23 protein-coding genes and 1 tRNA gene are annotated in these 20358 nt (G+C 41.3%); 9 read left to right on the forward strand and 15 right to left on the reverse strand.

Annotated features, from left to right (window positions below):
• Nucleotides 1–587, forward strand: a 587-nt coding sequence (locus tag CWC18_RS20935) for a hypothetical protein (protein WP_212747711.1), incomplete at its 5' end; no start/stop codon positions are given.
• A 64-nt stretch (nt 588–651) separates the two neighbouring features.
• Here CWC18_RS20935 and groL read toward each other — a convergent pair.
• The 3 genes from groL to CWC18_RS01650 all read right to left on the reverse strand — a co-directional run bounded on the left by groL (nt 652) and on the right by CWC18_RS01650 (nt 3254).
• Nucleotides 652–2301, reverse strand: a complete 1650-nt coding sequence (gene groL, locus CWC18_RS01640; RefSeq protein ID WP_138674603.1) for a chaperonin GroEL — start codon at nt 2299–2301, stop codon at nt 652–654.
• A gap of 47 nt (nt 2302–2348) precedes the next feature.
• Nucleotides 2349–2636 (reverse strand): co-chaperone GroES, encoded by a 288-nt coding sequence (locus CWC18_RS01645; protein ID WP_138593326.1) that lies wholly within the window; start codon nt 2634–2636, stop codon nt 2349–2351.
• Nucleotides 2637–2747: 111 nt separating this feature from the next.
• Complete coding sequence (locus tag CWC18_RS01650) at nt 2748–3254, reverse strand: FxsA family protein (protein ID WP_138593324.1); 507 nt, start codon at nt 3252–3254, stop codon at nt 2748–2750.
• A gap of 397 nt (nt 3255–3651) precedes the next feature.
• Between CWC18_RS01650 and CWC18_RS01655 the strand changes: the two genes are divergently transcribed.
• From CWC18_RS01655 to CWC18_RS01675, 5 genes are all read left to right on the forward strand, one after another.
• Nucleotides 3652–5445 (forward strand): protein-disulfide reductase DsbD, encoded by a 1794-nt coding sequence (locus tag CWC18_RS01655; protein WP_138593322.1) that lies wholly within the window; start codon nt 3652–3654, stop codon nt 5443–5445.
• A 230-nt stretch (nt 5446–5675) separates the two neighbouring features.
• Nucleotides 5676–6137 carry a type II 3-dehydroquinate dehydratase gene (gene aroQ, locus CWC18_RS01660; protein WP_138593320.1) on the forward strand — a complete coding sequence of 154 codons (462 nt, stop codon included), beginning with the start codon at nt 5676–5678 and terminating at the stop codon, nt 6135–6137.
• A 19-nt stretch (nt 6138–6156) separates the two neighbouring features.
• Complete coding sequence (accB, locus tag CWC18_RS01665; protein WP_138674604.1) at nt 6157–6615, forward strand: acetyl-CoA carboxylase biotin carboxyl carrier protein; 459 nt, start codon at nt 6157–6159, stop codon at nt 6613–6615.
• A gap of 26 nt (nt 6616–6641) precedes the next feature.
• Complete coding sequence (gene accC / locus CWC18_RS01670; protein WP_138593316.1) at nt 6642–7985, forward strand: acetyl-CoA carboxylase biotin carboxylase subunit; 1344 nt, start codon at nt 6642–6644, stop codon at nt 7983–7985.
• Nucleotides 7986–8199: 214 nt separating this feature from the next.
• A tRNA-Ile gene (locus CWC18_RS01675) sits at nt 8200–8276 on the forward strand.
• Nucleotides 8277–8567: 291 nt separating this feature from the next.
• Here the strand turns inward: CWC18_RS01675 and CWC18_RS01680 are convergent.
• Nucleotides 8568–9059, reverse strand: coding sequence for a hypothetical protein (locus tag CWC18_RS01680; protein ID WP_138591198.1), 492 nt, complete (start codon nt 9057–9059; stop codon nt 8568–8570).
• A gap of 465 nt (nt 9060–9524) precedes the next feature.
• On the opposite strand from CWC18_RS01680, the gene CWC18_RS01685 reads away from it, so the two are divergent.
• The 3 genes from CWC18_RS01685 to CWC18_RS01695 all read left to right on the forward strand — a co-directional run bounded on the left by CWC18_RS01685 (nt 9525) and on the right by CWC18_RS01695 (nt 10934).
• On the forward strand, nt 9525–9959 hold the full coding sequence (locus CWC18_RS01685; protein WP_138591197.1) for a transcriptional repressor: 435 nt from the start codon (nt 9525–9527) through the stop codon (nt 9957–9959).
• A gap of 79 nt (nt 9960–10038) precedes the next feature.
• A complete protein-coding gene (locus tag CWC18_RS01690; protein WP_138591196.1) occupies nt 10039–10506 on the forward strand; it encodes a chemotaxis protein CheX in 468 nt (155 codons plus the stop codon).
• On the forward strand, nt 10503–10934 hold the full coding sequence (locus tag CWC18_RS01695; protein WP_138591195.1) for a secondary thiamine-phosphate synthase enzyme YjbQ: 432 nt from the start codon (nt 10503–10505) through the stop codon (nt 10932–10934). The genes CWC18_RS01690 and CWC18_RS01695 overlap by 4 nt, the downstream gene beginning before the upstream one ends.
• A gap of 10 nt (nt 10935–10944) precedes the next feature.
• Here the strand turns inward: CWC18_RS01695 and alr are convergent, their stop codons facing one another.
• The 11 genes from alr to rplI all read right to left on the reverse strand — a co-directional run bounded on the left by alr (nt 10945) and on the right by rplI (nt 20353).
• Nucleotides 10945–12024: an alanine racemase gene (alr, locus tag CWC18_RS01700; protein ID WP_138591194.1), complete on the reverse strand. Its 1080-nt coding sequence runs from the start codon at nt 12022–12024 to the stop codon at nt 10945–10947.
• A gap of 44 nt (nt 12025–12068) precedes the next feature.
• On the reverse strand, nt 12069–13448 hold the full coding sequence (dnaB, locus tag CWC18_RS01705; RefSeq protein WP_119859921.1) for a replicative DNA helicase: 1380 nt from the start codon (nt 13446–13448) through the stop codon (nt 12069–12071).
• A gap of 121 nt (nt 13449–13569) precedes the next feature.
• Nucleotides 13570–14514 (reverse strand): DUF4097 family beta strand repeat-containing protein, encoded by a 945-nt coding sequence (locus tag CWC18_RS01710; protein WP_138591193.1) that lies wholly within the window; start codon nt 14512–14514, stop codon nt 13570–13572.
• 9 nt (nt 14515–14523) lie between these two features.
• Nucleotides 14524–14997 (reverse strand): tetratricopeptide repeat protein, encoded by a 474-nt coding sequence (locus tag CWC18_RS01715; protein WP_138591204.1) that lies wholly within the window; start codon nt 14995–14997, stop codon nt 14524–14526.
• Entirely contained in the window at nt 14990–15553 is a 564-nt protein-coding gene (locus CWC18_RS01720) for an RNA polymerase sigma factor (protein WP_138591192.1), read from the reverse strand. The genes CWC18_RS01715 and CWC18_RS01720 overlap by 8 nt, the downstream gene beginning before the upstream one ends.
• A 358-nt stretch (nt 15554–15911) precedes the next feature.
• Entirely contained in the window at nt 15912–17696 is a 1785-nt protein-coding gene (locus tag CWC18_RS01725) for a polymer-forming cytoskeletal protein (RefSeq protein ID WP_249348210.1), read from the reverse strand.
• 7 nt (nt 17697–17703) lie between these two features.
• Entirely contained in the window at nt 17704–18219 is a 516-nt protein-coding gene (locus tag CWC18_RS01730) for a PilW family protein (protein WP_138591190.1), read from the reverse strand.
• A complete protein-coding gene (locus CWC18_RS01735; protein ID WP_249348209.1) occupies nt 18219–18710 on the reverse strand; it encodes a type IV pilus modification PilV family protein in 492 nt (163 codons plus the stop codon). The genes CWC18_RS01730 and CWC18_RS01735 overlap by 1 nt, the downstream gene beginning before the upstream one ends.
• On the reverse strand, nt 18707–19171 hold the full coding sequence (locus CWC18_RS01740; protein ID WP_138591188.1) for a GspH/FimT family pseudopilin: 465 nt from the start codon (nt 19169–19171) through the stop codon (nt 18707–18709). The genes CWC18_RS01735 and CWC18_RS01740 overlap by 4 nt, the downstream gene beginning before the upstream one ends.
• Nucleotides 19158–19571, reverse strand: coding sequence for a type IV pilin protein (locus tag CWC18_RS01745; protein WP_171041007.1), 414 nt, complete (start codon nt 19569–19571; stop codon nt 19158–19160). The genes CWC18_RS01740 and CWC18_RS01745 overlap by 14 nt, the downstream gene beginning before the upstream one ends.
• A 329-nt stretch (nt 19572–19900) precedes the next feature.
• Nucleotides 19901–20353, reverse strand: coding sequence for a 50S ribosomal protein L9 (gene rplI / locus CWC18_RS01750; protein ID WP_010365594.1), 453 nt, complete (start codon nt 20351–20353; stop codon nt 19901–19903).
• Nucleotides 20354–20358 lie beyond the last annotated feature (5 nt).

The raw sequence follows: 20358 nt of genomic DNA on the forward strand, positions 1-20358 counted from the left end.
CACTCACGATCTCACCCTGCCTGGATGAATTACAGCAGTTTAAGAATTTACGCACGTTAGCTTTCTCCAAAAACCTTTTTACTACAATTGATTTAAGTAGTTTAAAGGCATTAGAACATTTAACTATTTCTGATACGCCACTGAATTCAATAGACCTAACATATAACACAGAGCTAACACGGCTAAACATTTTTAATACTCACATTAGTCAGCTTGACACCACTTACAACTTGAAATTACAACAGCTCAATATTCCAAAAAATCAGTTATCATACTTAAATGTTGATCACTTAACCAAGTTACGATATCTTGGGATCAGCTATAATGAAATCAACTATTTATCACTCGCAGAACACCCCTTGTTAAAAATACTCGAAGCTAACGACAACAACCTTAAACAGCTTGATACATTTAGGTTACCCAACATTGAAGAACTCAAGTTACATAATAATAACTTTCAAATACTTAACTTAAGCCTTAACCAAAAGCTCTTCATTTTAAACATAGGCAACAACCCACTTACACCAAACACACAGCAATATTTAGAACAATTAAGTCAACTACGACGCTTTTATCTTTTCGATTAACGTAAAAGCAAAAAACCCGCTGAGTAGCGGGTTTTCTTTGCGCATTTAAGTGCTCAGAGGATGATTACATCATGCCGCCCATTCCACCCATGCCGCCCATGCCGCCCATATCTGGTGCTGCTGGTGCTGCTTCTTGTGGAATTTCTGCAACCATTGCTTCTGTGGTGATCATTAGACCCGCAATCGATGCTGCAAATTGTAGTGCAGAGCGAGTTACTTTAGTTGGGTCAAGGATACCCATTGCAATCATATCGCTGTATTCACCGTTTGCTGCGTTATAACCGTAGTTACCTTCACCACCTTTTACGTTGTTTACAACAACAGAGGCTTCATCACCCGCATTTGATACGATTTGACGAAGTGGTGCTTCCATCGCACGAAGTGCTACTTTAATACCGTGGTTTTGATCTTCGTTGTCACCAAGTAGTTCTGTAAGCTTGTTCGCTACACGTACTAGCGCAACACCACCACCTGGTACCACACCTTCTTCAACCGCTGCGCGTGTTGCATGTAATGCATCTTCTACGCGGTCTTTTTTCTCTTTCATTTCAACTTCAGTCGCTGCACCAACTTTAATGACTGCAACACCGCCAGCAAGTTTCGCCATGCGCTCTTGAAGCTTTTCTTTGTCATAGTCTGACGTTGCTTCTTCAATTTGTGCTTTAATTTGTGAAACACGACCGTCGATACCGTCTTGCTCACCTGCACCATCAATGATTGTTGTGTCATCTTTGGTGATCACAACGCGCTTAGCAGTACCTAAGTCTTCAATCGTTGATTTCTCAAGCTCTAGACCTATCTCTTCAGAGATAACTGTACCACCCGTTAGAGTTGCGATGTCTTGTAGCATTGCTTTACGACGGTCACCAAAGCCTGGTGCTTTAACCGCAGCAACTTTAACAATACCACGCATGTTATTTACAACGAGCGTTGCCAGTGCTTCACCTTCAAGGTCTTCAGCAATAATAAGTAATGGCTTACTTGTTTTAGCAACCGCTTCTAATGTAGGAAGTAATTCACGGATATTAGAGATTTTCTTATCAACTAAAAGAATAAGTGGGCTATCTAGTTCAACAGCCCCTTTTTCTGCGTTGTTAATGAAATAAGGAGAAAGGTAACCACGGTCAAACTGCATACCTTCAACAACATCTAGTTCATTTTCTAGAGATTGACCTTCTTCTACTGTGATAACGCCAGACTCACGGCCTACACGCTCCATTGCATTGGCAATGATTTCACCGATTTCTTTATCTGAGTTTGCAGAGATAGTACCTACCTGAGCAATGGCTTTTGTATCAGCACATGGCACAGACAATGCTTTAAGCTCATTAACCGCAGCAATAACTGCTTTATCGATACCACGTTTAAGATCCATTGGGTTCATACCCGCAGCAACCGCTTTTAAACCTTCGTTTACGATAGACTGAGCCAATACTGTCGCTGTCGTTGTACCATCACCCGCTGCATCATTTGCCTTAGATGCAACTTCTTTAACCATTTGTGCACCCATGTTCTCAAACTTGTCTTCAAGTTCAATCTCTTTTGCTACAGATACACCATCTTTGGTGATCACTGGTGCGCCAAATGACTTGTCTAAAATAACGTTACGGCCTTTAGGACCTAAAGTTACACGTACTGCGTTTGCTAGCGTGTTTACACCCGCAAGCATCTTTGTGCGTGCGTCGTTTGCAAAGAATACTTCTTTTGCTGCCATGATTAAATTCCTCTAAATTTGAATGCTTTGAAAGTTGAAAAGTAGGATTAGCCTACAATGCCTAAGATGTTGTCTTCACGCATGATCAGGTACTCTTGACCTTCGATCTTTTCAGTTTTTTCAACGTAAGAACCAAACAGCACAGTGTCGCCTGCTTTTACTTCTAATGCTCTTACTTCACCACTGTCTAAAACACGGCCATTACCAACAGCAACTACTTCACCGCGTGTTGATTTTTCTGCAGCAGAGCCAGTTAATACAATACCACCAGCAGATTTTGTTTCTTCTTCAAGGCGCTTGATGATTACACGATCATGTAAAGGGCGAATATTCATAAAATTTGTTCTCCTAACAGTTTCTGCAAATAACAGAAAAAAAGTTAATTTTCAGTTGCCATCATTAATGGGGATGGCATTTTTAAAACCCAAGTAAAAATTGTAATTTTTTTAATCTTTTCGCTGATATTCGCCTTCAATGGTGCTTGATTGCTCTTGCACACTCTCGGTTTTATCAAACTGTGATTGTGGTCGCTCAAATGGGTTTTGTTGCGCATGATGTGCAAAACCACCTTGCTGAGCCGACATTTTGGCATGCATTTGTGCGCCAATTTGCTTAACCAACGCATTGGCTAAATGCACTCGAATAGCAGGTGTTAATAACATAAAGCCAATTGCATCTGTCATGATCCCGGGGGTCATCAACAAAACACCGGCAATTATCACACATAAACCGCTAAACAGCTCACTGGCTGGCATTTGCCCTTGGGCCATTTGCCCTTGTACATTGGTAAATGCACTGAGGCCTTGTTTTTTGACCAACTTCGCACCAATGACCGCCGTCAGCACGACCAATGCAATGGTTGCAAAGCCACCGATAACATCACTGACTTGAATTAATAAAGCTATTTCTATAATTGGAATGACAATAAACAGTACAAATAAAATACGAAACATACTTTCTCCTAACGCTTATGAAAGATAAATATGGGTGATCAGGTCTCATTTCAAGCCAGCGCAATCCGCTTGGGAATTTTGAGTCAATCCGCTACTATGATCTTGATTTAAATTTCACACATATGATGTCTGTATGATGCCACAATTGTGAGGTTGTTTTAACAAAATGCGCTTATCAGCGCACGTTACTATGTAGACTCCCTATATATGTAACTAAAACCACCGTCTGCGGGAACAAACAGCGGGCGATGCGGTCTGCCTAACTAGCGTAAATAGTAAGTAATATATAAGGGAACAACAATACTGTTGTTCATACACAGTCAGATTACATCGACGCTTAGCCATTACGGTACATAAACTAAGCGGCGATTTCTGATATAGATGAGGTATTCAATTAATGAGATTGTTGGTTTTTCTTTTTTCTTTATTGTGGCTAAGCCCTATACATGCAAGCAACAATGTACTCGATAGCTTGCTTGCACCTAAACAAGACACTTTTTTACCCGTTGATGAGGCATTTAAGTTTGATTTTGATCAACAAGGTAACATTCTATTTATTGGCTGGGACATCGAGCCTGGATATTACATCTATCAAAAAAAGCTGGAGATCATCGCCAAAGAAGCAAAGATAAAAATACCAGACTTCGCCGACGGTGAAATTATCGAGGATGAATTCTTTGGTAAAACCCCTGTGTATTTTGATTCATTTTCTGTGGTATCAAAACTGAGTGATATAAAAGATGATGCCGTTGTGAAAGTGCGTTACCAAGGCTGCGCAGAAGCTGGGCTTTGCTACCCGCCGGAAGTAATCACACTACCTTTGACTAAACTGGTCAATACAAATGCTGAAACCAGCACAGGGAATAATAGCACTCCAGTTGCCCAAGATACCACCATGACAGGTGGAGAAAAAGAAGAATTATCGTTCACTGAACAACTTGCACAACAAAGCTTTTTGACGAATTTAGCTATTTTCTTTGCTGTTGGGGTTGGCTTAGCCTTTACGCCTTGTGTGTTCCCCATGTTCCCTATCCTTTCGAGCCTCATTGCGGGTCAACAAGGGTTATCGACCAAAAAAGCGTTTCGCTTATCATTTGTTTATATTCAGGGTATGGCGGTTACCTATGCGGCGTTGGGCTTAGTTGTTGCAGCTCTGGGCGGCCAAGTACAAGGGTATATTCAACACCCAGCTGTACTAATTAGCTTTAGTTTACTGTTTGTACTCCTCGCCATGTCGATGTTTGGCTGGTACGAAATAAAGCTGCCTAGCAGCATGCTGAATAAGCTGACCTCTGTCAGCAATAAACAACAAGGCGGCAGCTACTTTGGCGTCTTTTCTATGGGGGTACTATCAGGCTTAATTGCATCTCCTTGTACTACAGCGCCCTTATCGGCGGCACTGCTCTACGTTGCTCAAAGCGGCGACTATGTTGTCGGTGGTGTTACCTTGTATGTATTAAGCTTGGGTATGGGATTACCTTTATTATTGCTCGGCACATCAGGTGGTAAGTTACTACCCAAAGCAGGGGGTTGGATGGAGCAAGTTAAAACCCTCTTCGGATTTATCATGCTTGTGGTACCCCTTATATTACTTGAACGTATTTTGGACTTTAACACTATTTTACTGCTGGCTTCAGGCTTGATGGCTGCAACAGCGCTGTATTTACACTATTGGCAAAGCACGCAAACTGCTGGAAAACTCAAAACACTATTATGGGCTTGCGCTAGTATGCTACTGCTGGTTAGTGCGTTGACAACAAAACAAGTATTGTTGCCGAATCAAAATACCACCGTACAGTCCGCTGACGCAATCAGTAAAAAAGAGTTTAGCCTGCTAGCAGACCTTGCTGCGCTGAAAGTAGCCACCAGCGAGGCAAACGACAATGGTCAAATTGCCATGGTTGATTTATACGCTGACTGGTGCGTTGCCTGTAAAGAGTTTGAAAAATATAGCTTCCCAGCAGAGAACGTCCAAGCTGAGTTTAAACATTTTTCACTATTGAAACTTGATCTAACCGAAACAAACGAGACCAGCATTGAGATCATGGAAGAATATACGGTGTTTGGTCTGCCGAGCATTTTATTTTTTGATAAACAAGGCAATGAGGTGCCCGAGCTTAGAGTCACTGGCTTTTTAGATGCCGATGATTTTGCCGCTCACCTTCAAAAAGTCCGCACCGCTCTTCAGTAAAGTCGAATAAAAAAGAAGAGAAAGTGTCACTTCCTCTTCTTTTTACTTATTTTTATTCATTTCTAATACCTGCTCATTAGACCAGTATTTTGCTGCTATTTACCTCGAACTCTCTATAATAGTCCGCGAACGTGAGAAAAATTTGCTATTTCTTGTTGAACAGCTTAAGTTAACTTATAGAACAAGCTAAATTACTCGTTAGTTTAATATTTAAGGGAATTTCACGCATTATGTCTACACAGTTAAAGATTTTAGTCTTAAATGGACCTAACTTGAACATGTTAGGACGACGCGAACCAAATAAGTACGGTACGCAGACACTTGTTGACATTATGCAACCCTTAACTAACTACGCACAGCAACATAATGTGACACTCACGCATCTGCAGAGTAATAGCGAAGCAGAGCTTATAAATGCAATTCATGATGGATGGCAAAAAATAGATGCCATTATCATTAACCCTGCAGCGTTTACACACACCAGTATAGCGCTACGCGATGCATTATTAAGCGTTTCAATACCCTTTTATGAAGTGCATATCACCAATGTGTATGCACGAGAACCCTTTCGCCATAAATCTTATTTCTCAGATGTGGCGCAAGGCGTTATATGTGGATTAGGCGCAATGGGCTATCAAGCAGCGTTAACAGCTGCAATAAGTACATTGCAAAGCGAAAATAACTCAAATTAACTAACAGGCGGGTCATTGTATGGATATTCGCAAGATCAAAAAACTTATCGAATTAGTAGAAGAATCAGGCATTGCAGAACTAGAGATCACCGAAGGTGAAGAATCAGTACGCATTAATCGTTACAGTAACGCACCTGTAGTGGCTGCTCCACAGCAGTTCGCAGCGCCTTTAGCGCCTGCTGCACCAGCGCCAGCTCCAGAAGCGCCTGTAGCAGCGGCACCAGCAGCTCCAGCAGCACCTGCTGGCCATCAAATACTTTCTCCAATGGTTGGTACTTTTTACACAGCAGCTTCGCCAGAAGCACCGGCCTATGTAGAAGTTGGCTCTAAAGTAAATGTTGGCGACACGTTATGTATCGTTGAAGCAATGAAAATGATGAACCAAATCGAAGCTGACAAAGCGGGTGTTGTTAAAGCGATCCTAGTAGCAAATGGCGAACCAATTGAATTCGACCAACCGCTATTCATCATCGAATAATCACGCACTTTTAGAAGGCAAACGCTATGTTAGATAAAGTAGTCATTGCAAACCGAGGTGAGATTGCACTTCGCGTATTGCGTGCCTGCAAGGAACTTGGGATCAAAACTGTCGCTGTGCATTCAACAGCAGACCGTGATCTTAAGCACGTCTTGCTTGCAGATGAAACCATTTGTATCGGTAAACCAGCAGCAACTGAAAGCTACTTAGATATTCCACGTATTATTGCAGCCGCAGAAGTAACCGATGCTGTTGCAATTCACCCTGGATACGGCTTTTTATCGGAAAACGCCGATTTTGCAGACCAAGTTGAACAAAGTGGCTTTATTTTCATTGGTCCTAAAGGCGATACAATTCGCATTATGGGCGATAAAGTTGCAGCAATTGAGGCTATGCGAAAAGCGGGTGTACCTTGTGTACCAGGTTCTGACGGCCCATTAACTGATGATAAAGATCGTAACGTACAAATCGCGAAGCGTATTGGTTACCCAGTTATCATCAAAGCCGCTGGTGGTGGTGGTGGTCGTGGTATGCGTGTAGTACGCAATGAAGCAGAGCTTATTGACTCAATCGCGTTAACACAGCAAGAAGCAAAGCAGTTCTTTGGTAATGGCATGGTATACATGGAGAAATTCCTAGAAAACCCACGTCATATCGAAGTTCAGGTATTAGCCGATGGCCAAGGTAATGCTGTTCACTTAGGTGAGCGTGACTGCTCTATGCAACGTCGTCACCAAAAAGTCGTTGAAGAAGCGCCTGCGCCGGGTATTACTGAAGAAATGCGTAAGTTTATTGGTGAACGCTGTACCCGTGCATGTATTGAAATTGGTTATCGCGGTGCGGGGACATTTGAGTTCTTGTATGAGAATGGCGAGTTCTACTTCATTGAAATGAATACGCGAATTCAGGTTGAGCACCCTGTTACTGAAATGGTAACTGGTGTCGACTTAATTAAAGAACAGCTGAAAATCGCAGCGGGACAACCTTTGTCATTCACGCAAGATGACGTAGTGATCAGAGGTCACGCCGTTGAGTGCCGTATCAACGCTGAAGACCCAGATTCGTTTATTCCATCACCAGGTAAAATCACCCGATTCCATCCTGCTGGCGGTCTAGGGATTCGCTGGGACAGCCATATTTACGCTGATTACACAGTCCCTCCTCATTATGACTCTATGATTGGTAAATTAATCACTTATGGTGAAAACCGTGATGTGGCTATTGCACGTGCACGTAATGCGTTAAATGAACTTGTTATCGACGGGATCAAAACCAATACGCCACTGCATAAGAAAATTCTTGCTGATGAAAACTTCCATAATGGTGGCACAAACATCCACTATTTAGAGAAAAAATTGGGCATTGCCTAATTACATCACAAATCAGAAAGTCGGTTCATAGCCGACTTTCTGTTCGAAATATAGGTATTTCACTAAAATAGAATAAAAATTAACCGTTTGATTTACAGATAGTTAAATTTATGACATTTCCTAGTGACAAGGCTTTTAAAAGTTTTTATACTGCACCCGCTTGTTAATACTTTAAAGCAAAATTCAATATGACATGTCTTGTCATATTGTGGATGGCCCCTTAGCTCAGTTGGTTAGAGCACACGACTCATAATCGTTAGGTCCCCAGTTCGAGTCTGGGAGGGGCCACCATTTAGTTTTTTAGTTTCTTTATTAAAATAATCTTACCTCATAAAGTATTACAATTTTAAGCGATTTAACCACCCGACTCGTATTATGCTTTACCACTGCTAATCAGGCACACCTCCACACCATAGAAACTTAATGTTATTAAAGCTAATATTAAGAACGTTTCCGACCGATAAATAAATGGCTTTGTAAGATCGAGCGCTGAGTAAAATATTAACAAGAGCAGTTAGGAAGATAAGATCCGGTAAGCGATGACATGTTTGGAGCGGCCCTTTACACTACATACTGCCTCATTTATAGCAAAAATGTTCTTATGATCTTAGAAATGGATGCCAAATCAGTTGCTCGGCTTTGCGCCTCTGCTTTTCCGATCCCTTGAATAGCTTCATAATCATCTAAGAAGAACGCACTATCATATTGCTGAGTAGTTTGGCTTTTCACATATACTAATACGAAATAATACATGGACATATGATCTAAAGCTCGAAAAAAATCAATATCTACCGCTGAAATTGTGGGCTTTACTTGGTTTTTTATGTCATTTATAAACACATGTTTTATGAAGACAGAACGTGTTTTTAATGTGTATTTTGAGACATCTTCTACTGCGTGGTCTGTCACCTTTTCTGTTTTTACATCATCAATAAGTAACCAGTGCGGCGAAGGTATATTGCTCTTTAACGCTTGCTCAATGCCCATATCACTATTCGTATAACGACGATAATTAGGCCTGTGAGCTAAATTATGAAACCAGCATTTCAATTTTATCTGTGCACCTTGAAACATAACCACCTCTCAATGCTTTTTCGAGCCTAATTTCTCATTTATTTGCGTTAGTAGTCGTAATTTGTTCATAACTTTAGAACAAATCGCGCAATTATTAATCTGTAAAACTATACTCCAAACAATATAAATATGTTCATACTCGGTAAATTCGCCTAAAAATATAGATGCAAATGCCATAGATAAATGTTCAACGAAAGATACAAGTCACGAATACACTAATGAGGCCCTCAGTGACATCCTTTTATGCCTGTCTATTTCGCTTTCTAACACCATTGACTAACATTATTGAATCTCTCACTAAAACTCGCACATTTGCACTGATTCACTTACAATGTAATCCTATCCACAGCAACAGTGCTACATAGCAATATGATTCTACTTTGTTGACTTAAAAATAATTTTTAACAACACAAGACTATTAAAAAGAATATGTTAGTATTGCTAAGCAGTGTAAGGATTTAAATTATGAATATTGAATTATTGGTAAGTAAAGCTAAGCTAGTTTGTGATAACAAAGGGGCCCGCTTCACACCAATTCGTGAAAAAGTGTTTCGCCTTTTAGCGAGTAAACAAGGTGGCGTTGGCGCATATGACTTGCTGGAAGAGCTAAAGCTTACAGAAGCAGGCGCAAAGCCAGCCACTATTTACCGCGCACTCGACTTTTTATCTGAACTGGGGTTCATTCATAAAATCGAAAGCGCAAATGCATTTATGCTCTGCCACCATTTTGATCACATTCACCCAGTTCAGCTATTGATCTGTGATACATGTGGCCATGTTGATGAATTGCACTCTAGTATTATTTCTCATGAATTAAATAACTTAGCAGCAGAAAAAGGATTCATTGTCAGTGCTCAAACCATAGAAGCTCATGGCCAATGCGAAAAATGCAAACAGTAGAGGCAATAGCCTTTAAAAAGCACTACACTGATATATTAACAAAGTGCATTATTAAATATAAAGAACAAAGGAACCACTAATGAAGGTAGAGTTCATCAATCCTTTTTTGGCGTCTTTAATTAACGTGCTATCGACAATGGCGCAAACAGAGCTGACTCCAGGGAAGCCAAAAATCAAAAAAGACGAAGTTGCTCGTGGTGATGTATCCGGATTAATAGGTATGGTGGGTCCACAAACTAAAGGCTCATTTTCTATTTCTTTTGACGAGAGCTTAGCACTGACCATTATGGAGAGAATGCTTGGCGAACGCCCTGATGAAATCAATGAAGAAGTAACTGATATGGTCGGGGAAATAACTAACATGGTCACTGGTGGTGCAAAAAACTTGTTAGGTGAAAAAGGCTATGACTTTGAAATGGCCACGCCTATTGTCGTCTCTGGTGCTGGGCATACTATTGCGCACAAATGCGATGGTGCAAAACTCATGATGCCGTTCACTTCTGAAGATGGTAACGCACACATCGAGGTTAGCTTCGACACCTTATGAGCTGGCAACAAACAATGATAAAACTCTCGGCAAAGTGCCGAGGTTTTCATCTTATAGATCACGAAATACTGCAACATCTACCACAGATCAAAAGCTACCAAGTCGGTTTGTTGCATTTATTTCTTCAACACACTTCAGCCAGCTTAACGATTAATGAGAACGCTGATCCCACTGTTCGCATGGATTTAGAAAGTCACTTTAATCATTTTGTACCTGAATGTCAGGAATATTATAAGCATGACGATGAGGGAGATGATGATATGCCTGCGCACATTAAATCAAGTACCTTGGGCTGTGAATTAACTATCCCAATAAAACGAGGCCAATTGCAATTAGGGACTTGGCAAGGCATTTATTTAGGTGAGCATAGAGATCATGCTTCAAGCCGATGTGTTGTCGCAACACTACAAGGCACCAAAATTAAATGAATGTTTTACGTTACGAAATATATTGATAGCCCACGCGTGGTGTAACATTACAAAGCAACTCATACGCAATGGTATCTGCACACTCAGCTATCTCCTCTACCGCTAAATTTGGCCCCCACATTTCAACTTCATCGCCCACTGCTATTTGCTCACTATTCTCGCCAATATCAACCGTGATCATGTCCATCGACACGCTGCCAACAATACCATAACGATGTCCTTTAATAACAACTGGAGTACCGTGTTTGGCATGTCGTGGGTAGCCATCTCCGTAACCCATTGCAACTACCGCAAGCTTGGTAGGTTGGTTACTTTGCCATCGGCCACCATAACCCACTTGTTCTCCTGCGGGTATATCGCGTATTGCAATCACTTTAGTCGTTAAACGCATAACCGGTTTCAGACCGTGATCAACACCTTGGCAATGTAGCATGGGTGATACTCCGTAGATCATTAGTCCTGGACGGATCCAATCACAGTGGCTCTCAGTCCAGCCTAAAATACCCGCAGAATTAGCTAAACAAAGCTGCTCATTATGATCATTAGTGAGCTGTTTAAATGCCGTAATTTGATTTTGCGTACGGGCGTTGTTTAGATCATCAGCACATGGAAAGTGGGTCATCAAATTCACGGCACTGTGTGTATTTTTACTCGCTTTTAAACGACGATAAAACCCCTCCAACTGACTAGGTTCAATCCCTAAACGGTGCATGCCAGTATCAACCTTTAACCACGTAGCAATCGGTGCATCAAGTTCTGCAGATTCTAACATCGCTAATTGGTTTTCATCATGAATGATAGTTTGGAAGTTATTGGCCAGTAAAATCGGTAAATCACTTTTATTAAAAAAGCCTTCAAGCAGGACTATGGGCTTTGTCACCCCTCCTGCACGTAGAGCCAATGCTTCATCAATGCGTGCAACAGCAAAGGCATCTGCTGTAGTCAGATGCTGAGCAATTGTCACTAAACCATGGCCATACGCATTCGCTTTGAGCACCGCCATCACTTTGCTGTGAGGGGCTAGCTGTTTGGTCTTTGACAAATTGTATGACAAAGCCACTAAATCAATTTTAGCAATCGCAAGTCTCATAATGCTCCACTACTACGCGATGCGCCAGCTTGGTACTGTTAACTTTAGTACTCGTCGTCTACAGCTGGCCCAGTATAATTATCAAATCGAGAGTATTGCCCTTGGAAAGTTAACCTAACCTTACCAATTGGCCCATTACGTTGCTTTCCGATGATAATTTCTGCTACCCCTTTATCCATACTGTCTTCGTTATACACTTCATCACGATAAATAAACATGATCAAATCGGCATCCTGCTCAATAGAGCCTGATTCACGTAAATCAGAGTTGATTGGTCGTTTATCTGCACGTTGCTCTAGGGTACGGTTAAGCTGTGATAACGCGACGACAGGGCATTGTAGCTCTTTCGCTAACGCTTTTAAGGAACGAGATATTTCTGCGATCTCTAACGTACGATTGTCAGACAATGATGGCACACGCATTAACTGTAAATAATCAACCATGATCATACTGATCCCCCCATGGTCACGGGCAATACGCCGAGCACGAGAACGCACATCTGTTGGGGTTAGACCTGATGCGTCATCTACGTACATTTTCCCTTTCTCCATGAGTAGCCCCATGGTGGAAGACAATCGTGCCCAGTCATCATCATCAAGCTGACCTGTACGTACTTTTGTTTGGTTAATACGACCCAACGACGCCAACATCCTCATCATGATCTGTTCCGACGGCATCTCCAGTGAATAAATAAGGACCGGCTTGTCTTGAGTCATCGCAGCATGCTCAGCAAGATTCATCGCAAAGGTGGTTTTACCCATTGATGGACGTGCGGCTACAATGATCAAGTCTGATGGCTGTAGACCTGTGGTCATTTTATCTAAATCAGTATAACCAGAGCTCACCCCGGTAATGCCATCTTGCGGTGATTGATACAACTCTTCTATTTTATCAACCGTTTTTTCTAAGATGTTGTGTAAGCTTTGTGGGCCTTCACTGCTCTTGGTACGTTGTTCTGCTATTTTAAATACTTTACTCTCAGCCAAGTCTAATAACTCATGGCTATCTCGACCTTCTGGATTAAAACCCGCTTCAGCAATCTCATTGGCGACTCCAATCATTTCACGCACCACGGCACGCTCTCGCACGATATTTGCGTATGCATCAATATTGGCTGCACTGGGCGTGTTTTTCGCAATTTCTGCTAAATAGGCAAATCCACCGACCATTGCCAGTTGGTTGTTCTTTTCCAAGTTCTCAGAAATGGTAATTAAGTCAATTGGTTCACTAAGCTCAACCAACTTTTCCATCGCTTCAAAAATCAGCTTGTGAGTACGAGTGTAAAAATCTTGTGCTACGACATGCTCCGCAACTCTGTCAAACGCTTGGTTATCTAGCATTAAGCCACCTAAAACAGATTGCTCTGCTTCAATGGAGTGAGGAGGGACCTTTAACGAGTCGACTTGAAGATCTGGTTTAGACATAGCACTACAGTTTTTGCGAATAAGGCTGTCATTTTAGCTTTTTGGCAGGTAACTGCAAAGGAATATATAGTGTATCTTTAAAGTGTGTGCCGCTACGCTTTGGGTAACGGCACATAGCACATTAGTTTTTCTTTATCTCTATACGACCACTGACAGTGTCAATCTCAACATCTGCTTGGCCACCATTTAAAATAAACTCAAGTTCTCTAGAAGGACCATATTTCGCTTTTTTTGCTTGATGTTCACTTAAGTCATTAAAAATATTTCCACCAGAGTGGGCGTCAATATCAAAGCGGGCCGATACATCACGAGGTAAAAATAGCTGTACATCGCCACTAACTGTGTCCATATTAATGCTCGCGTTGCTCCCCATTTTTTCCACGTGGATATCAATCTCGCCGTTCACCGTGTTCAAACGTAAATCTTCCAGCTCTTTTATTTTGAACTCAACTTCGCCATTGACATTTTCTAGTCTAATATCAGTTGCACTCGTATTACTTTCGATATCGCCATTCACTGCATTAAAACGTAATTTTCCAGATGAATTGTGATCGTTGATCTCACCATTAACGGTTTCAAAGCGGATATTCCCTGATAAATCAATGGCATCTACATCTCCATTAACAGTCTCCAATGCGATTTTCCCTGTTAACTTTGTTGCTTTAACATTGCCATTCACCGTCTTTAACTGTGCACCCGCTGAAAAATCCGTCGCTGATACATTAACATTTACGCCTTCAAAGCTCAGTTCACTGGTCTTAGGCATATAAATAGTCAAAGTCGAGCCATCACCTCCACCATAATTCCATCCTCGTGTACGCTTTGGCATTTTTACGGTAAATTCAGTAACAGATCCTTGCGTTTCTAAAGTATAGCCTTGTGCTTTATCATCTAAAGTACCTGTTACCTTAAACACATTTTTATCCCACGATTTTATCGTTACATCACCACGTTGATTTTCGATCAATATCTTGCCGTCTTTTGGCACCTCAACCTGCTGGTCAATTTTATCCCCCGCCAACGCTGCCAAAGGCAATAATGCGATACTCGCTACTATATTTTTCATACTGTTCTCCTAAATTTGCTGCCAACGAGGCTCATGAACCTTGTTAATTAAATCCAATTGTTGCTGATACACTTGTGCTAACATTTTTAATAATGCGGCGTTTTCAGGATCATTTTTTAGGGCGAGTTTCACTGCTTGTTCTGCACTTTCAAGCTCCTGTAATTGGACTTGCCAATCATTGACTATCGCCGGCTGCGTATCATACTTTACTAACAAAACATGCTTTTGCTGTTCAAAAAAGTGGCTCATTGACGCCATCGTGTTATGGTGGGGTTGTTTGACTACGACTTGCCACGCAACTAAACCAGCCATAAAACAGGCAGCAATCCCCGTGACTTTTGGCCAAAATAAGGCGTTTGTAACGTTCGTCACCTCACCATCAATTGCCCGCTCAATACCTGGCCATAAATCTTTATCAGGCGTTATATCACTAGGTTCTGCGATTGATTGTGAAACAAATGTATCAAAATCAGGTTTATTCATTGTCATACCACTCCATTAACAGCTGCCTAGCACGATGATATTGTGATTTACTTGACCCTATAGCCATTCCAAGCATCGCCGCTATCTCCTCGTGTCGATAACCTTCAATTGCATGAAGTACAAACACCATGCGAGCTCGCTCAGGTAGGCGCACTATCAGCTTATCTAACCCATTTAAGCCTTTACATAACGCGACACTGCTTTCATCCATCCCCGCCCCTTCAATGCTCACCACTTTTTGTAACCAATTTTTGTGCTGCCGAAGGTAACTGATGGCAATATTGCTCGTAACACTATGCAGCCATGTTGTAAATTTTGACTGACCTTTAAACTGAGCAATTTTATGCCATAACTGCACAAACACTTCTTGTGTCACATCCTCAGCATAATCTTTATCAGCGAGCAATCGCAAGCACAGCGCGTAAACCCGCTTATGATGCTCACGATATAACTGTGCAAATGCGGCTTGATCACCTTTTTGAGCACCGTGTATTACGGCTTCACTGGAACCATCATCTGATGTTTTCGAGAATGCCTGCTGGGCATCAATTAACATTATCTTGTTCCCTTTATTATTATCAGACTAGCTTGATATAAATGAGCATTACTTTCAAGTTACTAAGTTAGACGTCATTCATATAAAAAAAGGTTTAAAGACGATTAATTTATTTTTTAAGATTAAGATGAATTGTTAAGCTCGGTGGGGAAATAGGCAGATTACTCAATTAATTAGTATGGCTTTAATATACTAGCACACTGGAGCCTTGTTCTTATTACTGGGTCATATCTGAGCCTTTATCCAGTAATACGCAGGACAAGTTAGGTAAAACACAGCTCGCAGATTAATTAGAAATCGCTATCATGAGTAATGTCACACAACGAGGGGAAAAGAAAAAGCAATGCCATGATTGCTACTATTTGCTAGAAACATCAGCACCACTTACCGGAAGTGCACCGGCATGCTTATAAGACCAGCCTAAAAACTTTAACACGGCTTCATTACCTGTTTTGCCAGCACCTATTCTAGAAGTCTTGAGGATTTCATCAAAGTGTACGCCGCTCCCACCAGAGGAGTTAATCACCGCACCTCGCACCGAGCCATATAACTGGCCGCTACCCGAGAGCTGAACAGAGGTTAGAGGTGCATAAATAGAAGCATACAGATCCGCAGCGCCATTCACAATAATGCCATCAGCCTGATCATAAGATGAATAGATGCTAAAGACCATGTGCTCTGTTTTAGCAATGCCTTCTTTTTCGGTAATAATTTGTGCACTTGCACCAAAGTTTGTCTTACCCGTGACAAAGACAGTCAAAGTAGAATCTTCTTTAATCGTAATTGTCGTATGCCCAGATAACGTAAAGTCCCCATCAACTAACCAAATGATATCGCCACCATCACTCCCTGCGTCAATAAGGATTTCTCCATCACTGCCTAGGTTAAAGTTTTTCATACCAAATACATACTCAGTATCGACATCACTGTATCCATGTTGTTGTTTTACAGTATCAAAAATATATATGTCGTGTGGTTTTGCGATCCAAAAACTTTCATCTCGCGTACTTTGCGTAAAGAAGCCTCGCTGTGGTGAAAAGGTATATTTTTCTTGGGCTCCTACTGAAAAGTCAGTATATTCAGTAACATTTCCTAGCACATCAGTCATATTTAAAGGCAGTGCTAACGGATCGCACTCTTTATCAGGGTTGTTTGGGTCATAATCAGAAGAGCTTGGATCATAAACTTTAACTGGTGCGACGACTTCTTCTACTTCAGGATCGAATTGGTAGATTTCATCCGAGTAATGTACACCGTTTTGAGTAAAAGCCGCGTCATTTGGAAATGACCCAACGCCACCATAGCGAATATCAAGCTCACTCGAACTCACGTTCGCAATATCACTGCCCCAGTTCATCGTCACATCACCGTGCGCACGTACATGCCCTGATACGGTGCCACCACGATGCATCACAAAACCACGAGACAATACATTGCCGACGACACGAACACCGCTACCTGAGGAGATATCTACACCCGTGTTCGATTGAATATTACCGATAACCGGAGAAGATCCCTTTAAATACACAATACCTGACGCTTTTACATCGCCTTTAATCGGTGAATGGCCATTCAGTACTACATCTGCATCACCGATAACCGTATTAACATCGCCATTATTGGTTTTCGTTTCTTCATAGGTGCCTTTCGAAGAATCATAACTATCGACCGAACCACTGCCAGATAAGTTAACCCCTTTACAACCAGTGACTGCGTTAGCAAATAATGACTCTTCTACTGCTGGTAAATATTCAAATTGTGCAACCAAGTAGCTGTTCGCATCTTGGTTATAGCGTGAACCATGACTCCGGACCTCAATAATGTCGCCACTTGGATTTGTCACAGTGGTGCTATATTGCGCACCACTAACCAGGTCATTCGCTTCCTTAGCATGCTGTCCGTGGATTGCGAGTAATTGGGCTATTGACATGCTGGGAGAAGTATCGCTCTCGTTTTTAATTGCTGTGATACTGTCTATGACGCCTTTTTCAGCTTGTAGTCGTGCATTAAGCTCTTTTTGAAAGTTACCCGTTAAACGCTCTTGAACAATACTTTCTTGCAAGGTCCCAAACACCACAACACTGGCCATGGTGCTTAACAGCATAACTTTGATTAAGGTGAAACCGTGCTGACTCTTCATCATATTCACGCTAAAACTGACCGATTATTGGCCGGGTAACTGCAATATCAATATCAATACCATTTTCAAATAACTCAGGCACATTCTCAGGCGTTATCGTAATACGAACCAATCTATCCGAATATAAAGTTTTAAAACTCAGAGTATTAACCCCTTTAAGTAAATTAACTGTCACCGCATCACCTCCCGCTGTAGGAGTAATAGAGCACACCAGAAATCCATCCACTAATGTATAGTCTTCAATATAAGCAAATATTGGCTCATCACCATGGCATGATATGGAGCCACTGGTTTGATATACGCTCAGTTGAGTTAATCCATTGGAAACAACTGGAGAGGCATTCGTTTGTTTGATACTGCGAGTAAACACCTGACTTGTATAGCGCACCACCTCTTGTGCATGAGATAGCTCTTGGGTCACCACAATGGTACTTTTTATCGCTGAATACGACATACTCACACCAGCAAGTAAAAACATTCCAGCGGCCATAGCTACCATTAGCTCAAGTAACGTATACCCCTTCATTATAATATCGTACACCCACTTTCTGGCTGTGATGAGGTTGCTGGTATATTAGATGGTAGTGGTATATAACTGGTATTTAAGCTGACCTGATCAGTTATATTATACGTTGCTTTATCTGATTCAAGCGTGCGTTTATCTACCCAATTAACTGTAAACGTCATTTCTGTTGATTGCACCACATTCGCAGGGTTTGCAGAAGGAGTAATCACAATAGGCTGCAATGTATAACGATGCGAAATAGACAAATTAGGGCTCAAAAAGGCCATAAATTCGGGCGATGTGACATCAATATCATTTGTTTGTACTTCACACCATCGTACCCATAAACGTTCTATCGCATTTTGCCCTTGTATTAAGGAGATTGTGTAATCAAAGCTATTATTAGCAAATTGTAATGATTTTAATTGCGTCGCAGCAAGGCCTAACAAGGCAAGTCCAGCAATAAGCATAGACACCATGACTTCCAGCAGCGAAAAACCATTTTTTCTCATGCGCAATTGTTCACAGCCTTATCAACCCAGCTTTGACCACTTTGTAAAATACATAAACGTAAATCTGTCGTACTATTATCTTTATCTGTTACTAAGATATTACTGGCCAAGTTTAGTTCCCCTGTGGAGCGAACAATTCGCTCAACCAGGCCTACATCTATACTTTCATGCAACGGTTCAAAACGCTTTAGCGTAACAACAACACCATTACGTGTTGCTTGTACCAACCAACTATTCTCATCTTGCGTAAGTGTAATGGTTTCAACACGTTTAACTGCTTCACTACGCGCAAACTTATAAACAGCACTTAAGTGGTTAGCGCTCGTTGTTAAACGATCTTGTTTGATAAAAACTGCAAATGAGGGCGCTGCTAAGCTAGCTAGTACTGCAATAATGGTTACTGTAATAAGTAACTCTATTAGCGTAAAGCCCTGAACTTTTTTATATTTACCAACAATCATTGTCTACTGGCCCTTTTATACCTTGGTGATTAAGCGTTAACGTGCTGCATTTATCTGTAATTTGCGGCCCTCCTGTTTTAGGTTTTGCCGATAATAAAAATGCCAGACTACGGAAATCCGCTGCGCCTTCGGGCTTTTCTAGATTCACGTAAATAAAGTCATATGCACTGTCTGTTTGCGTTAGCGAAAAGCTACTGGCATCAGGGTATCCCCCATTTCGAGAATAAATACGTTCTAATATCGCCGCAATTTGTAACATCTTTTGCTGCGCTTCTGAACGGCGGCTCTCTTGAACATACTGAAAATAAGAAGGCAAGGCTAAACTGCCAAGCACAGCAACAATCAACACCGAGATAAGTAACTCAGTTAAGGTAAACCCTTTTAATGAACGTATTTGCACATAAACTCCAAAACAAATGATAGCGCTGTCATTAAGCCAATAACAGGAACAAGTATAGACTGAGTCGTAGTTTGTTAATAATTATTTATTAACCAAATTATCACATTCAGCATATATTTAAAAATTATGACGAGCCCAATCTAAATCAATAAAATGAACAACATGCCCGTATTAAGAATTTAAGCGGTTATGTACATCCTGTGTAGTCATCTTTTTGTTGCTATAACAACCGATTTTTACACTGAAAATATGAATTTTTTTTATTTTTCAGGGGAAGGAAACTAAAAAGCCGCACATTGGCATGTACGGCTGGCTGTACTTAATAAAGATTAAGCTTCAGCAATAACGATTACTTTGATAGTAGCTGTTACGTCTGAATGTACTGCGATTGCAACGTCAAATTCGCCAGTCTCACGGATAGTACCTAGAGGTAGACGAACTTCTGACTTAGCAACTTCAACACCAACAGCTGAGATAGCGTCAGCGATGTCGCGAGTACCGATAGAACCGAATAGCTTACCTTCGTCACCAGCTTTAGATACTAAAGTAACTTCAGCTAATGCTTCTAGTTTGTCAGCGCGTGCTTGAGCCGCAACTAACCCTTCAGCGATTTTCGCTTCTAGTTCAGCACGGCGTGCTTCGAAAGTTTCGATATTTGCTTTAGTCGCAGGAACTGCTCTACCCTTCGGGAATAAGAAGTTACGTGCGAAGCCAGATTTAACTGCAACCTGGTCACCTAGGCCACCTAGGTTAGCGATCTTGTCTAGTAGAATAACTTGCATATCTC

Source organism: Pseudoalteromonas aurantia, assembly GCF_005886875.1.
Lineage (GTDB): Bacteria > Pseudomonadota > Gammaproteobacteria > Enterobacterales > Alteromonadaceae > Pseudoalteromonas > Pseudoalteromonas aurantia_A.

Coding starts and splice junctions, on each gene's coding strand:
- rplI (WP_010365594.1), bottom strand. CDS start 20,353: ATGCAAGTTATTCTACTAGACAAGATCGCTAACCTAGGTGGCCTAGGT.
- accB (WP_138674604.1), top strand. CDS start 6,157: ATGGATATTCGCAAGATCAAAAAACTTATCGAATTAGTAGAAGAATCA.
- groL (WP_138674603.1), bottom strand. CDS start 2,301: ATGGCAGCAAAAGAAGTATTCTTTGCAAACGACGCACGCACAAAGATG.
- CWC18_RS01655 (WP_138593322.1), top strand. CDS start 3,652: ATGAGATTGTTGGTTTTTCTTTTTTCTTTATTGTGGCTAAGCCCTATA.
- CWC18_RS01715 (WP_138591204.1), bottom strand. CDS start 14,997: ATGAATAAACCTGATTTTGATACATTTGTTTCACAATCAATCGCAGAA.
- CWC18_RS01695 (WP_138591195.1), top strand. CDS start 10,503: ATGAGCTGGCAACAAACAATGATAAAACTCTCGGCAAAGTGCCGAGGT.
- aroQ (WP_138593320.1), top strand. CDS start 5,676: ATGTCTACACAGTTAAAGATTTTAGTCTTAAATGGACCTAACTTGAAC.
- CWC18_RS01650 (WP_138593324.1), bottom strand. CDS start 3,254: ATGTTTCGTATTTTATTTGTACTGTTTATTGTCATTCCAATTATAGAA.
- CWC18_RS01735 (WP_249348209.1), bottom strand. CDS start 18,710: ATGAGAAAAAATGGTTTTTCGCTGCTGGAAGTCATGGTGTCTATGCTT.
- CWC18_RS01645 (WP_138593326.1), bottom strand. CDS start 2,636: ATGAATATTCGCCCTTTACATGATCGTGTAATCATCAAGCGCCTTGAA.
- CWC18_RS01720 (WP_138591192.1), bottom strand. CDS start 15,553: ATGTTAATTGATGCCCAGCAGGCATTCTCGAAAACATCAGATGATGGT.
- CWC18_RS01685 (WP_138591197.1), top strand. CDS start 9,525: ATGAATATTGAATTATTGGTAAGTAAAGCTAAGCTAGTTTGTGATAAC.
- CWC18_RS01730 (WP_138591190.1), bottom strand. CDS start 18,219: ATGAAGGGGTATACGTTACTTGAGCTAATGGTAGCTATGGCCGCTGGA.
- CWC18_RS01710 (WP_138591193.1), bottom strand. CDS start 14,514: ATGAAAAATATAGTAGCGAGTATCGCATTATTGCCTTTGGCAGCGTTG.
- CWC18_RS01725 (WP_249348210.1), bottom strand. CDS start 17,696: ATGATGAAGAGTCAGCACGGTTTCACCTTAATCAAAGTTATGCTGTTA.
- accC (WP_138593316.1), top strand. CDS start 6,642: ATGTTAGATAAAGTAGTCATTGCAAACCGAGGTGAGATTGCACTTCGC.
- CWC18_RS01690 (WP_138591196.1), top strand. CDS start 10,039: ATGAAGGTAGAGTTCATCAATCCTTTTTTGGCGTCTTTAATTAACGTG.
- alr (WP_138591194.1), bottom strand. CDS start 12,024: ATGAGACTTGCGATTGCTAAAATTGATTTAGTGGCTTTGTCATACAAT.
- CWC18_RS01740 (WP_138591188.1), bottom strand. CDS start 19,171: ATGATTGTTGGTAAATATAAAAAAGTTCAGGGCTTTACGCTAATAGAG.
- CWC18_RS01680 (WP_138591198.1), bottom strand. CDS start 9,059: ATGTTTCAAGGTGCACAGATAAAATTGAAATGCTGGTTTCATAATTTA.
- dnaB (WP_119859921.1), bottom strand. CDS start 13,448: ATGTCTAAACCAGATCTTCAAGTCGACTCGTTAAAGGTCCCTCCTCAC.